The organism is Kocuria sp. cx-455, assembly GCF_057707085.1.
The window spans coordinates 101,598-114,925 of the sequence record NZ_JBYIPM010000001.1 but is presented as its reverse complement, the minus strand read 5'-3'; the positions used below and the strand labels follow the sequence as shown (position 1 = coordinate 114,925).

At 64.0% G+C, this 13,328-nt stretch carries 11 protein-coding genes and 4 tRNA genes; 3 read left to right on the top strand and 12 right to left on the bottom strand.

All coding sequences use genetic code 11. From position 1 onward, the window contains the following. Positions 1–41 precede the first annotated feature (41 nt). From AC3ENJ_RS00520 to AC3ENJ_RS00470, 11 genes are all read right to left on the bottom strand, one after another. Positions 42–114, bottom strand: a tRNA-Glu gene (locus AC3ENJ_RS00520). Between the two features lie 121 nt (positions 115–235). Continuing rightward, a tRNA-Gln gene (locus AC3ENJ_RS00515) sits at positions 236–307 on the bottom strand. Positions 308–392: 85 nt separating this feature from the next. Continuing rightward, positions 393–1,907 (bottom strand): glutamate--tRNA ligase, encoded by a 1,515-nt coding sequence (gene gltX, locus AC3ENJ_RS00510; protein WP_431812705.1) that lies wholly within the window; start codon positions 1,905–1,907, stop codon positions 393–395. A 36-nt stretch (positions 1,908–1,943) separates the two neighbouring features. Further along, positions 1,944–2,717, bottom strand: coding sequence for a fumarylacetoacetate hydrolase family protein (locus tag AC3ENJ_RS00505; RefSeq protein ID WP_190780167.1), 774 nt, complete (start codon positions 2,715–2,717; stop codon positions 1,944–1,946). A 54-nt stretch (positions 2,718–2,771) separates the two neighbouring features. Then, positions 2,772–3,869: a branched-chain amino acid aminotransferase gene (locus AC3ENJ_RS00500; protein WP_190780166.1), complete on the bottom strand. Its 1,098-nt coding sequence runs from the start codon at positions 3,867–3,869 to the stop codon at positions 2,772–2,774. Between the two features lie 26 nt (positions 3,870–3,895). Beyond that, positions 3,896–4,975, bottom strand: coding sequence for a 3-isopropylmalate dehydrogenase (locus tag AC3ENJ_RS00495; RefSeq protein ID WP_190780165.1), 1,080 nt, complete (start codon positions 4,973–4,975; stop codon positions 3,896–3,898). Positions 4,976–5,099: 124 nt separating this feature from the next. Continuing rightward, complete coding sequence (metG, locus tag AC3ENJ_RS00490; protein ID WP_431812704.1) at positions 5,100–6,653, bottom strand: methionine--tRNA ligase; 1,554 nt, start codon at positions 6,651–6,653, stop codon at positions 5,100–5,102. Positions 6,654–6,800: 147 nt separating this feature from the next. Then, positions 6,801–7,826 carry a ketol-acid reductoisomerase gene (gene ilvC / locus AC3ENJ_RS00485; RefSeq protein ID WP_190780163.1) on the bottom strand — a complete coding sequence of 342 codons (1,026 nt, stop codon included), beginning with the start codon at positions 7,824–7,826 and terminating at the stop codon, positions 6,801–6,803. A gap of 90 nt (positions 7,827–7,916) precedes the next feature. Beyond that, the gene (ilvN, locus tag AC3ENJ_RS00480; RefSeq protein ID WP_190780162.1) at positions 7,917–8,426 is read right to left on the bottom strand and encodes an acetolactate synthase small subunit; all 510 of its coding nucleotides are present in this window, start codon (positions 8,424–8,426) and stop codon (positions 7,917–7,919) included. Between the two features lie 3 nt (positions 8,427–8,429). Next, the gene (locus tag AC3ENJ_RS00475; protein ID WP_431812703.1) at positions 8,430–10,310 is read right to left on the bottom strand and encodes an acetolactate synthase large subunit; all 1,881 of its coding nucleotides are present in this window, start codon (positions 10,308–10,310) and stop codon (positions 8,430–8,432) included. A 293-nt stretch (positions 10,311–10,603) separates the two neighbouring features. Beyond that, complete coding sequence (locus tag AC3ENJ_RS00470; RefSeq protein WP_431812702.1) at positions 10,604–11,590, bottom strand: NAD(P)-dependent oxidoreductase; 987 nt, start codon at positions 11,588–11,590, stop codon at positions 10,604–10,606. 170 nt (positions 11,591–11,760) lie between these two features. Here AC3ENJ_RS00470 and AC3ENJ_RS00465 point away from each other — a divergent pair. Next, positions 11,761–11,833 (top strand) — tRNA-Lys (locus AC3ENJ_RS00465). Positions 11,834–11,957: 124 nt separating this feature from the next. Here the strand turns inward: AC3ENJ_RS00465 and AC3ENJ_RS00460 are convergent. Beyond that, positions 11,958–12,446: a MarR family winged helix-turn-helix transcriptional regulator gene (locus tag AC3ENJ_RS00460; protein WP_190780159.1), complete on the bottom strand. Its 489-nt coding sequence runs from the start codon at positions 12,444–12,446 to the stop codon at positions 11,958–11,960. A gap of 202 nt (positions 12,447–12,648) precedes the next feature. On the opposite strand from AC3ENJ_RS00460, the gene bcp reads away from it, so the two are divergent. Then, the gene (gene bcp / locus AC3ENJ_RS00455) at positions 12,649–13,119 is read left to right on the top strand and encodes a thioredoxin-dependent thiol peroxidase (RefSeq protein ID WP_190780158.1); all 471 of its coding nucleotides are present in this window, start codon (positions 12,649–12,651) and stop codon (positions 13,117–13,119) included. Between the two features lie 111 nt (positions 13,120–13,230). Further along, a tRNA-Leu gene (locus tag AC3ENJ_RS00450) sits at positions 13,231–13,315 on the top strand. Positions 13,316–13,328: the final 13 nt, after the last annotated feature.

The window sequence follows — 13,328 nt, the reverse complement described above, 5'->3', positions numbered from 1 at the left end:
AAACCCCGCCTCCGGAGGGAGACGGGGTTTCGTCACGTGCGTGACCCCAGCGGGATTCGAACCCGCGTTACCGCCGTGAGAGGGCGGCGTACTAGGCCGCTATACGATGGGGCCCTAGGTGATCGAGAAGCTATCAGGCTCAATCGACGGACTAAACAGTAACATCAGATGTCGCCTGCACCAACTTGCTCGTTCGGTGCATCTTATCCACTGGTGAATCAGTGGATGATCAGCGCTGGGATACCAGGACTCGAACCTAGAACGACGGTACCAGAAACCGCTGTGTTGCCAATTACACCATATCCCAATGTCGTGCCGGGGCTCTCGCACCCGCGCAACGAGCAATAACTATACCCAATCGCCGCGCGGGTGCCAAACCGGGCACGGTGCCACTAACTGAGCTGGGAGGCGAGCGCCTTGATGCGGTTCAGGGACGATTCCTTGCCCAGGATTTCCAGTGACTCGAAGAGCGGCGGGGAAATGCGCTCACCGGACACCGCGGTGCGCACCGGGCCGAAGGCCAGCCGGGGCTTGATCTCCAGTCCCTCGACAATGGCCTCGCGCAATGCGGCCTCAATGGGCTCCGCCGTGAAATCGTCCAATGGTTCGAGCGCCTCGACCGCGGCCTGCAGCACCTGCGGGGCGCTGTCCTTGAGCTGCTTCCGGGCGCCCGGGGCGATCTGGATCTGATCGTCGGAACGGAACAGGAAGCCCAACAGTCCCGGGGTCTCGCCCAGCAGGTTCATGCGTTCCTGGACCAAAGGCGCCGCTTGGTCCAGGATCGCGTTCTGCTCGTCCGTGAGGGTCTCCCCCGTCAAGCCGGCCGACCGCAGGTACGGAATCAAGCGGTTGCGGAAGTCCTGCGGCTCCAGCATGCGAATATGGGTGCCGTTGATGGCCGTGGCCTTCTTGATGTCGAAGCGCGCGGGATTGGCCAGAACATTGTGGATGTCGAAATTCGCCACGAGCTGGTCCACGCTGAAGATGTCCTCGTCCGCGGACAGTGACCAACCCAGCAGCGCCAGGTAGTTCAACAGTCCCTCGGGGATGAACCCGTTGTCCCGGTGGTGGAACAAATTGGACTCGGGATCGCGCTTGGACAGCTTCTTGTTGCCTTCACCCATCACGTAGGGCAGGTGGCCGAACTCGGGGATGAACTCGGCCACGCCGATGTCCATGAGGGCGCGGTACAGGGCGATCTGGCGAGGGGTCGAGGACAGCAGATCCTCTCCGCGCAGCACCTGGGTGATACCCATGAGGGCGTCGTCCACGGGGTTGACCAGCGTGTAGAGCGGCTTACCGTTGGCGCGGGCCACCACGAAGTCCGGCACGGACCCGGCCTTGAAGGAGATCTCACCGCGCACCAGGTCGGTGAAGGTAATGTCATCGTTGGGCATCCGCAGTCGCAGAACGGGCTTGCGGCCCTCGTCCCGGAAGGCCTGCTTCTGCTCCTCGGTCAGGTCGCGATCGTAGTTGTCGTAGCCGAGCTTGGGGTCCTCCCCCTTGGCCCGGTGACGGGCTTCCACCTCGTCCGGGGTGGAGAAGTCCTCGTACACGTGTCCGGACTCCACCAATTTGGCCAGCACGTCCTGGTAGATCTCACCGCGCTGGGACTGGCGGTACGGCTCGTGGGGGCCACCCACGTTGACTCCCTCGTCCCAGTCGATACCCAACCAGGCGAGTGCGTCGAGGATCTGGCCGAAGCTCTCCTCGGAGTCGCGGGCGGCGTCCGTGTCCTCGATCCGGAACACCATGGTGCCGCCGGTGTGGCGAGCCCAGGCCCAGTTGAACAATGCGGTGCGGATCAAGCCCACGTGAGGCGTGCCCGTGGGAGACGGGCAGAAGCGCACGCGCACGGGGGTGTCGGCGGAAACGGTGGGCTGCAGTGAAGTTTCGTGGTCAGTCATGATGTGACCAGTCTAGGCTCAAGGGACACCACCGGCTCAGCGGCGCAGCACCGTGGTGAGACGACCGATCCCCTCGATGTCCACATCCAGGGTGTCACCCTCGTCCACGATGCCCACCCCGGCCGGTGTGCCCGTGAGGATGACGTCACCGGGCAGCAGCGTGAAGGCCTGGGACACGTAGGAGACCAGCGTGGGGACGTCGAAGACCATGTCCGAGGTGTTCCCGTCCTGCTTCGGTTCACCGTTGACCCGGGACTGCACCCCGATCGAACTGACGTCCAACTCGGTCTCGACCCACGGGCCCAGGGGGCAGGCGCCGTCGAACCCCTTGGCGCGGGCCCACTGGCCGTCCGTCTTCTGAGCGTCACGCGCGGTGAGATCGTTGGCACCGGTGTAGCCGAACACGACCTCGGGCACTCTCTCGACGGGTACGTCCTTGCACATCCGCCCGATCACCACGGCGAGTTCGGCCTCGTAGGAGACCTGCTCGGTCCAGGACGGCAACGTCACCGGATCGCCGGGGCCGGACACCGAGGTGTTCGGTTTGAAGAACAGCAGCGGGCTGGTGGGCAGGTCATTGCCCATCTCGGCGGCGTGGTCCGCGTAGTTGCGTCCCACGCACACGATCTTGGAGCGCGGGATGACCGGAGCCAGCAACCGCACCTCGGAGATCTCCACCGTGCGATCGAGGGGCTGCACGCCCACGTAGAGGGGGTCGCCCGAGAGGTACGTGATCTTCTCCTGGCCCTCGGGCCCGGCAACCACGCCGAAGTGAATTTCATTGTCGAAGGTGAACCGTGCAATGCGCATGCCCCAAGGCTACACAGCACGGCCCACCTCGGAGCCGCGTTGAGCGGTGAGCGATCAGGCCAGTCGCGTGAGCCAGCCGTGAGTGTCCTCCGCGCGACCGGTCTGGATGTCGAGCAGCTGCTGGCGCAGGGACAAGGTCACCTCCCCCGGCTGGTCGTCTTCGTTACCAATGACCTCGTCGTGACTGACCAAACGACGCACGGGCGCGATCACCGCTGCGGTACCGCACGCGAACACCTCCGTCAGCTCTCCCGAGGCTTTGCGCTCACGCCATTCGTCCAACGTGAAGCGACGTTCCTCGACCTGCAGGCCGCGCTCCCTGGCCAGTTCGATGATCGAGCGGCGGGTGACGCCCTCCAGGATGGTTCCCGTGAGTTCCGGGGTCACCACGCGGCCGTTCTTGAAGACGAAGAACACGTTCATGCCACCGAGTTCCTCGATGGCGTCGTCGCGTTCGTGGTCGAGGAACAACACCTGGCTGCAGCCGTGGGCGTCGCCTTCCATTTGCGCAATCAACGACGCCGCGTAGTTGCCGCCGCACTTGGCCGAACCGGTGCCGCCCTTACCCGCGCGGGCGTAGCTGCGGGACAGCCAGATGTCCACGGGTTCCACCGTACCGAAGTAGTTTCCGGCCGGGGAGGCGATCACGGAAAACCGCGCCTGGCGTGACGGACGCACCCCGAGGAACGGCTCCGTGGCGATCATGAAGGGGCGCAGATACAGGGACTCACCGTCACCGGAGGGCACCCATTTCTCGTCCGTGCTCACGAGCTCGCGCACGGCGTCCACGAACGTGTCTTCCGGCAGTGCCGGCAACGCGAGGCGCTCGGCCGAGCGGTTCAGTCGAGCCGCATTGGCCTCGGGGCGGAAGCTCCACACGGAGCCATCCTCGTGACGGTAGGCCTTGAGCCCCTCGAAGATCTCCTGGCCGTAGTGGAACACGGCGGCGGAGGGATCCAGGGCCATCGGACCGTAGGCCTCCAGGCGAGGGTTGTCCCACTGCCCGGTGCCCTTTTCCACGTCACCGGTCCAGTCGATGGAGATCATATTGTCCGTGAAATGTACGCCGAAACCCGGGTTGGCCAGGATGGCGCTGCGGACCTCGTCGGTGGCCGGGTGGGGATTGGGCTGACGGACGAACTGGGTGCTCAAGAGTGTTCTCCTTCGACTGCTCGGAATCAGGCGGCTTTCAGGGCGGCCACAATGTGGTCGCCCACCTGATCGGTGCTGCGCTTCTCGTTGCCGTGCGTCTCGAGATCCCGGCGCACTGCCTGGTTGATCTGGTCTGCGAGATCCTCGTGGCCCAGGTGGTCCAGCATCATGGCGGCGGCAAGGATAGCAGCCACCGGCTGCGCTGTTGCGGTGCCCGCAATGTCCGGTGCGGAACCATGAACGGGTTCGAACATGGACGGCGCGGTGCGATCTGCGTTGATGTTACCGCACGGTGCCAGACCGATACCTCCGGTCACCGCCCCCGCCTGGTCGGTGAGGATGTCGCCGAACAGGTTGTCGGTGACGATCACGTCGAAGCGGGAGGGCTCGGTGGTCAAGAAGATGGTGGCGGCGTCGATGTGCAGGTAATCCACGGTGATGTCCGGGTACTGCGCCGCGTACGCGTTGACGGTCTCCTGGTACAGTCGGCCCGCATTGACGAGCACATTGTGCTTGTGCACCAGGGTGAGCTTCTTGCGCGGGCGTTTGCGCGCCAGCTCGAACGCGTACTTGACCAGGCGACGTACACCGTGGGCGGTGTTGATCGACACCTCGGTGGCGATCTCGTGGTCGGTGCCCTGCCGGACCCGGCCGCCGTTGCCGGCGTAGAGACCCTCGGTGCCTTCACGAACCACCACGAAATCAATGTCCCCGGGCTCGGCCAACGGGCTGGTGGTTCCCGGGTACAAGGTGGCGGGGCGCAGGTTGATGTAGTGGTCGAAGCTGAAGCGCAGTTTCAGCAGCAGGTCACGCTCGATGATTCCGGAGGGAACACGGGTGTCGTTGGGGGCGGCCCCGACCGCGCCGAACAGGATGGCGTCGTGACCGCGGAGCTTGTCCAGGGTGTCGTCACTGAGAACCTCACCCGTGGCCAACCAATGCTCGGCTCCCAGCGGGTAGTGGGTTTTTTCCAGGGTGACGCCGGCCGGCTCGGTCACGGCATCGAGTACTTTCACCGCCTCTGCAACGACCTCGGGGCCGATTCCGTCCCCGGGAATCACGGCGATCGAGTATGTGGTGGCTGCGTTCAACGATGCTTCGCTCATGAATCCAGCCTAGATCTGGCGGGCCTCGGGATTCCACAACGTGAATACGTGTCTCGAATACCGAGACAGGCAACAACGGCGCCGCCACGCTCCCGTGACGCCGCCGTCGCACCACCGCCGGCACTCAGGACTTGAGGACCTCGGGCTCTTCATAGCGCGGGAACACGCCGCTCGGCTTGGGCAGCTCGGTACCGGGCACCAACCGATCGGGAATCGCCGCATATCGGCGGGCTGCACCGTCGGGCTGGCCCAGCTGAGTCAGCAGCGTGGCCATGGAGTCCGGCATGACCGGCTGCACCAGGATCGCCACGATCCGCAGCACCTCCGCCGTCACGTACAACACGGTGGCCATGCGCTCAGGGTCCGTCTTGCGCAACACCCACGGCTCCTGCGCCGTGAAGTAGCGGTTGGCGTTGGCAATCACGCGCCAGACCGCTTCCAACCCACGGTGGAACGACTGGGCGTCGAACGCGGTGCGGAACGTGTCCACCACGGCGTTCGCCTCGGCGAGCATGGCCCGGTCCTCGGCGGTGAACTCGCCGGGTTCGGGGGCCACTCCCCCGAGGTTCTTGGCGACCATGGACAGGCTGCGTTGGGCCAGGTTGCCCAGGTCGTTGGCCAGGTCCGAGTTGATGCGCGCAGCAATCGAGTCGTGGGAGTAATTGCCGTCCTGGCCGAACGGGACCTCGCGCAGCAGGAAGAAGCGCAGTTGGTCCAGGCCGTATTCGCAAATCAGCGAGTGCGGGTCGATCACGTTGCCCACCGACTTGGACATCTTCTCGCCCTGGTTGAACAGGAACCCGTGGGCGTAAACGCGTTTGGGCAGGTCCAGTCCGGCGGACAGCAGGAACGCCGGCCAGTACACGGCGTGGAACCGGGCGATGTCCTTGCCGATCAGGTGCAGATCGGCGGGCCAGTACGTCTGGAACTTGGTGTCCTCCGTGTCCGGGTAGCCCAAGCCGGTGAGGTAATTGGTCAGTGCGTCCACCCACACGTACATCACGTGATCCGGGTTGCCCGGCACGGGGACACCCCAGTCGAAGGTGGTGCGTGAGATCGACAGGTCCTGCAGTCCACCCCCCACAAAAGATGCAATTTCATGGGAACGGGTCTCGGGTTGCACGAAGCCCGTCTCGTAGAGCTCCAGCAGCCTGTCCTGGTAGGCCGAGAGGCGGAAGAAGTAGCTTTCCTCCTCGGTCCACGTCAGTTCGGTGCCGGTGCCGATCGAGTACCGCTGGCCGTCCTCGCGGACCTCGGTCTCGTCCTCGGCGTAGTAGGCCTCGTCGCGCACGGAATACCACCCGGCGTACTTGTCCAGATAGATGTCACCGTTGGCCTCCATCCGCCGCCAGATGTCCTGGCTCGCGGCATAGTGGTCCTCGTCCGTGGTGCGGATGAACCTGTCGTAGCTGACCTGCAACTCGTCGTCCATCTGCTTGAACTGGGACGCGTTCTGATCCGCGAGTTCCCGCGGGGACACACCCTGCTTCTCGGCGGTCTGCTGCATCTTCTGGCCGTGCTCGTCAGTGCCGGTCTGGAACCGCACGTCAAAGCCGTCCAAGCGCTTGAACCGCGCCATGGTGTCCGCGGCGATCGCCTCGTACGCGTGCCCGATGTGCGGGGACCCGTTGGGGTAAGAAATCGCGGTGGTCAGGTAGTAGGGAATCTGCTCGCTCACGCCCCCCACTCTAGCGACCGTCCAGTACTTTTCCCGCCTCGCGCATCCTCGGACAGCACGACGCCGCCGTGAGAGTTCTCGTGAACTCTCGCGGCGGCGTCGGCGATCGAAGGACGGCACCCCACGGGGATGCCGGATCAGAACCGATCAGCGAGCGGCGGTGCCCTCGGTATAGTCCTCATCGGTCTGCTCCCACGCGAAGAGAGAACGCAGCTCGCGGCCGGTCTCCTCGATGGGGTGGGACTCTTCCTTGGAACGCAGTTCCTTGAACTCCTTGCCCCCGCTGGACTGGTCCTCCATGAAGCGCTTGGCAAAGGTGCCGTCCTGGATGTCCTGCAGAACGGCCTGCATGTTCTCCTTGACGTGGGCATCGACCACGCGCGGTCCGGAGACGTAGTCGCCGTACTCGGCGGTGTCGGAAATGGACCAGCGCTGCTTGGCAATACCGCCCTCGACCATGAGGTCCACGATCAGCTTGAGCTCGTGGAGCACCTCGAAGTAGGCGATTTCCGGCTGGTAGCCGGCCTCGGTGAGAACCTCGAAGCCCTGCTGCACCAGGTGGGACATGCCACCGCACAGCACGGCCTGCTCGCCGAACAGGTCGGACTCGGTCTCCTCCGTGAAGGTGGTCTCGATGACGCCGGCGCGGGTGCCACCGATGCCCTTGGCGTAGGACAGCGCCAGCTCCAGGGCCTTGCCGGAAGCGTCCACCTCGACGGCCACGAGGTCGGGGACGGCACGGCCGGCTTCGAACTCGCGGCGTACGGTGTGACCGGGTCCCTTGGGTGCGACCATGGCCACGTCGACGCCCTCGGGGGCCTTGATGTACCCGAAACGAATGTTGAACCCGTGCGCGAAGAAGATCGCGTCGCCCTCGTCCAGGTTGTCCTTGATGGACTCCTCGAACACCGTGGCCTGGACCTGATCCGGGGTCAGGATCATGATCACGTCCGCTTCTTTGGCGGCCTCGGCCACGGTGAGCACGCGCAGGCCGTGTGCCTCTGCCTTTGCACGGGACTTGGAACCCTCGGCCAGGCCGATGCGGACGTCCACGCCGGAATCACGCAGGTTCAGCGCGTGGGCGTGCCCCTGAGAGCCGTAGCCGATGATGGCCACGGAGCGGTTCTGGATGATCGACAGATCTGCATCGTCGTTGTAGTAGATCTTTGCCATGGGGTTGTCTATCTCCTCATTCGATGGTGGGACTGCTGTTCGGATCGGGGACCGCGTCCCGAGCGAAACCCGATCAAGGGTGTGGTGGTGCTAGTGGCGCAGCGCGCGGTCCGACATGGACTTGGGGCCGCGCCCCAGGGCCAGCGTGCCGGCGCGCACGATTTCGCGGACGCCGAAGGGTTCGAGCACGTCCAACAGGGCGTGGATCTTGTCCCGCGCGCCCGTGGATTCAATGATCACGGATTCGGTGGAGACGTCCACGATGGTGGCCCGGAACAGATCTGCAGCCTGGGTGACCTGCAAACGAGTGGACGCGTCCGCACGCACCTTAACCATGATGTGGTCACGCTGCACGGAGGACTCCGGGGCGAGCTCAACAATCTTGATGACGTTGATGAGCTTGTTGAGTTGTTTGGTGACCTGCTCCAGCAGTTCGCCGTCCGCATCGACCACCACGGTGATCCGTGAGATCCCCGGAAGTTCGGTGGGGCCCACCGCCAGCGAGTGGATGTTGAACGCACGGCGCGCGAACAAACCGGCAACGCGCGTGAGCACGCCGGGCTTGTCCTCGACCAGAACGGAGAGAGTGTGTCGGCTCATCGATTAGTCCTCCGGGTTCCAGTCAGGAGTCAGGTTCTTGGCAATTTGGATCTGGTCGTTGGAAACGCCCGAGGGAACCATGGGCCAGACCATGGCGTCGGCAGAGACCACGAAGTCGATCACCACGGGGCGGTCGTTGATCTCCAGGGCCTGCTTGATCACGTCATCCACTTGATCATCGTTTTCGCACCGCAACGCGGCGCACCCGTAGGCCTCGGCCAACTTCACGAAGTCCGGCACGCGACGGGAATTGTGGCCGGTGTCCAGCTCCGTGTTGGAGTAGCGACCGTCGTAGAACAGGGTCTGCCACTGGCGCACCATGCCCAACGAGGAGTTGTTGATCACGGCCACCTTGATGGGGATGTTGTTGATCACGCACGTGGCCAGTTCCTGATTGGTCATCTGGAAACAGCCGTCGCCGTCAATGGCCCACACCACGCGGTCCGGCTGGGACACCTGTGCGCCCATGGCTGCGGGAACCGCAAAGCCCATGGTGCCCAGGCCGGAAGAGTTCAGCCACTGCCGCGGGCGCTCGTAGTTGACGAATTGCGCGGACCACATCTGGTGCTGGCCCACACCGGAGACGTAGACGGCTTCGGGCCCGGTCAGCGCCGAGATGCGTTCGATCACGTACTGGGGGCTACCCAGCCCGTCATCGGTGCGGTTGTAACCGAGCGGGTATGTCTCGCGCAGGCTCGACAGCGTGGTCCACCACGTGCCCAGATCCGGCGTCCCGCGCGTCTCGAATTCTTGCCGCACCGCCTCACTGAGATCAGGGATCACGCTCTTGAGGTCACCCACGATCGGAACGTCCGCCGTGCGGTTCTTGGAGATCTCCGCGGGATCGATGTCCGCGTGGATCACCTTGGCATTGGGGGCGAAGGTGTCCAACTGACCGGTCACCCGATCGTCGAACCGGGCACCCAGGGTCACCAAGAGGTCCGCCTGCTGCAATGCGTAAACGGCCGGGACCGTGCCGTGCATACCGGGCATACCCAGGTTCAACTCGTGGGAGTCCGGGAACACGCCACGAGCGGTGAGCGTGGTGACCACGGGCGCCCCGGTGAGCTCGGCGAGCTCGAGAAGCTCCGCAGCGGCGTCGGCCCGCATGGTGCCTCCGCCCGTGTAGAGCACCGGACGCTCGGCGGAAGCAATCAGACGGGCCGCTTCCCTGATCTGCTTGGAATGACCGCGCGTCACGGGGCGGTAGCCCGCCAGATCCAACTGCGGGGGCCAGGAGAACGTCATGGTGGAGACCTGGGCGTCCTTGGACACGTCCACCAGGACCGGGCCGGGGCGTCCGGTGGAGGCCAAGTGGAAGGCCTCCGCCAGAACGCGGGGAATGTCCCGGGGGTCTGTCACCAAGTAGGAGTGCTTGGTGATGGGCATGGTCATGCCCACGATGTCCGCCTCTTGGAACGCATCGGTTCCGATGAAAGCGCTGTGGACCTGACCCGTAATGGCCACCATGGGGATCGAATCCATGTTCGCGTCCGCGAGTGCGGTGACCAAGTTGGTCGCGCCCGGACCGGACGTCACAATGCACACACCGGTGCGACCCGATGCCAGGGCGTAGCCCTCCGCCGCGTGTCCCGCACCCTGTTCATGACGCACCAGGATGTGGTTGATCTTCTCCGCATCCATCAGGGGGTCGTAGGTGGGAAGGATCGCGCCACCCGGAAGACCGAAGACATCGGTGACCCCGAGCTGCTCGAGGGAGCGAATAATGGCCCGCGAGCCGGTCATTTCCTCCGGGCCTTCAGCACCGGCCACCGCGGTGGCCACGGGATGCTGCTCCGATTCCGCGCCCACCAATGACGCTGAGGTGTTCTCGGCACGCCGATGGGCCATCACGGCCGGTGAAATCGGCTGATCCTTACTCATAGTGGATATTTCCTTTACCTGCTATTGGTGCTGAACGCCGGGCGGGCCATCCCCTGACCGATGACGGTGAACCGGTGCGGATCGTTGTACATAAGGAAAGGCCCTCACGCCACGGGTTTCGTGAGCGTTCGGGCCTGTGTCCACGCGCGGCGTATGTTCCTCAGGCCCGATGTCCGATAAGAACTACGACTCCAAGGTCTACGACGTCACTCGGTGCGAACTGCATAACACCCACTGTAGTGAAGCGCGCGTCTCCTGTGTCAATCTTCGGACATCATGTCTCACATTATGAACTACTCACCGGTGGGCGGGATGTAGAGGCGCCCGGGTTGCACCAAGAATTGCGGCGCGTGCCCGGCCCTGATGCGCTCGGCCTGCTGGAGAATCAGATCGCGCACGCGGGGCCGGTAGGACACATTGGATCCGCCCACGTGCGGGAGCACGATGGATCCCGCGGCGCTCATGAGGGGGTGATCGCCGGGTAGCGGCTCCGGGTCCACCACGTCCAGGGCGCAGCGTAGCCGTCCCTGCAGCACTTCCTCGGTGAGAGCATCCGTATCGACCAACGACCCCCGCCCCACGTTGACGACCAGAGCGTCGTCGGGGAGTTTCCGCAGGGCCGCCGCGTCGAACAGGCCCTCCGTGGCCTCGGTGAGCGGGAGCGCGAGCACCAGAATGTCGGTCTCGGGCAGGATCTGATCCAAGTCGGCCACGCCGCGAACCTGGCCCTGCTCGTCCTCGCGCGCCGACGACGCCACGCGAGTGATCTTGACCTCGAACGGGCGCAGGCGGTCGATGACGGCCGAGCCGATTTCTCCGATTCCCGCCACCGTGACCCGGGAATCCGCCACCGCACGGGAAAAGAACCGCTTGTACACACCGTCCTTCTGCTGCAGGATGGCGCGATCGATGTTGCGCTGCGCGGCAATGATGAGACCCACCGCGATCTCCGCGGTACCCGCGGCGTGCACCCAGCCGGCGGAGCTCAACGCCACGTCAGGGCCGATTCGCTCCGGCACGCCGTCGTAACCGGTGGACTGCAACTGGAGGAGTTTCACGTGTTCGACCACGGCGGGATTCTCCAACCACCGACCGCTGAAGTACGGTGCCACGGCGATGTCGATGTCTTCGCGTGCGCACCCCTCGGGTTCACCCTCGAGATCCCACAGAACACAGGTGAAGTCATCAAGTTCGGCACTGATTTGATCGAAGAGCTTTTGCTCCGGCAGGGAGATCACGCGCAAGTCCGACAGGGGCACGACGGGGTACTGAGAGGTCATGGCTCCATGGTACGTGCGAGGGCCTCTTCGGACGTGTCCGGCGCCACGCCTGCCGAATTGGACAGATCCTCGGGCGGTGCTACAGTTATCTCTCGTTGCGCAGGGAAATCTCGCACGGAGCCGTTGCCGGACGGAGCGGATCGTGTGCTAAATTTTTCCCGGTGACGCTGGCGCTCCTAGCTCAATTGGCAGAGCAATTGACTCTTAATCAATGGGTTCTGGGTTCGAGTCCCAGGGGGCGCACCCTATGAGTTCGGCCGCATTGCTTGAAATGCGGCCGAACTTCTTTATTGTGCAATGGAACTTGCTGTTAAAGATCAACGCCACCTCAGCTGAGGTGGCGTTGATGTCGGTCGGCCCGCAGGAGTTACTGCGCCTCGCTGACGGAGTTCTCCGTGTCCTCTCGCACCACACCGTCATTGGAAACCTCCAATTTCCATCGGGCACCGCCCAGGGTGGAAATGATTTCGGCCAACGAACGCCGCAGATGATCATCCATCAGGGTGCCCTCACCCAGGAGATCATTTTCCAGTTTGGTCGCCGTGTCCAGGACTCTTTCCCCCTCCGGGGAGATGGACACGACATGGGAACGACGGTCACGAACGTTCTTGGACCGGGTGATGTGCCCGTGAACCTCAAGTCGATGCAAGGTCTTGCCCATGGTTTGAGCCTGAACGCGAACCTTGTGTGCAAGTTGCGCCTGGGTCATACTGCCCTCGGCCTGCAGGACATCCAGGGCCATTACACCTGCATGAGTGATGCCCAGCGACGCGAGGCTCTCGTTCCATGCGTGTTCCACCAGTCGCGCTGCGGTCGACAGCAGGCGATTCGGGGGCCACTGGTTTCGATAAGACATACCCACCAGTATACCCGCCGCGGATGAATCCGACAGATTCTAATCAGGGTACTTATTAAGCAAGGGTCGTGATGTAGGGCGCCTCTTCCAGCGGATACCCTACGCATGAGCCTGCTGCAACCTCTGGCCCCTGGCCACGAGATGTCCTTGCGCGGCCGGCCTAGATACGAGACCCCTGTTGCCCATCGGAAGGAAACCCCCTGTGACAACCACGTTAACCGCCGGAGACACCGCACCCGCGTTCACCCTCAACGATGCGAATGGCCACGACGTCTCCCTTCAGGACTACCGCGGCAAGCGAGTGATCGTGTACTTCTACCCCAAAGCAGCCACACCGGGCTGCACCACGCAGGCGTGTGATTTTCGTGACAACCTTGCGCGGTTCACGTCAGACGGCTTCGCGGTGCTGGGAATTTCCCCCGACGCCCCGGCCGCGCTGGAACGCTTCACCGACAAGGAGGAACTGACGTTCCCGCTGCTCTCGGACCAGGACCATGCCGTGGCCGAAGCCTATGGTGCCTGGGGCGAGAAGAAGAACTACGGCAAGACGTATGAGGGTCTCATCCGTTCCACCGTGGTCGTGGATGCCCAGGGTGTCGTGGAACTCGCGCAATACAACGTTCGCGCAAAGGGCCACGTGGCCAAGTTGCGCCGGGACCTGCACCTGGACTGAACGGCGGGGTCGTGGCACGCGGCCGGGCACTGCGACGCGGGTGCCCGGCACGTTCGACCACGATTGTCCGGTTACCATGGTTCTCGTTCGCCGGGCAGGCCCGTGCGAGCTGCGCGAGTGGTGGAACTGGTAGACACGCAGGATTTAGGTTCCTGTGCCTCACGGCGTGCGGGTTCGATTCCCGTCTTGCGCACCAACCCGGTTAGCTC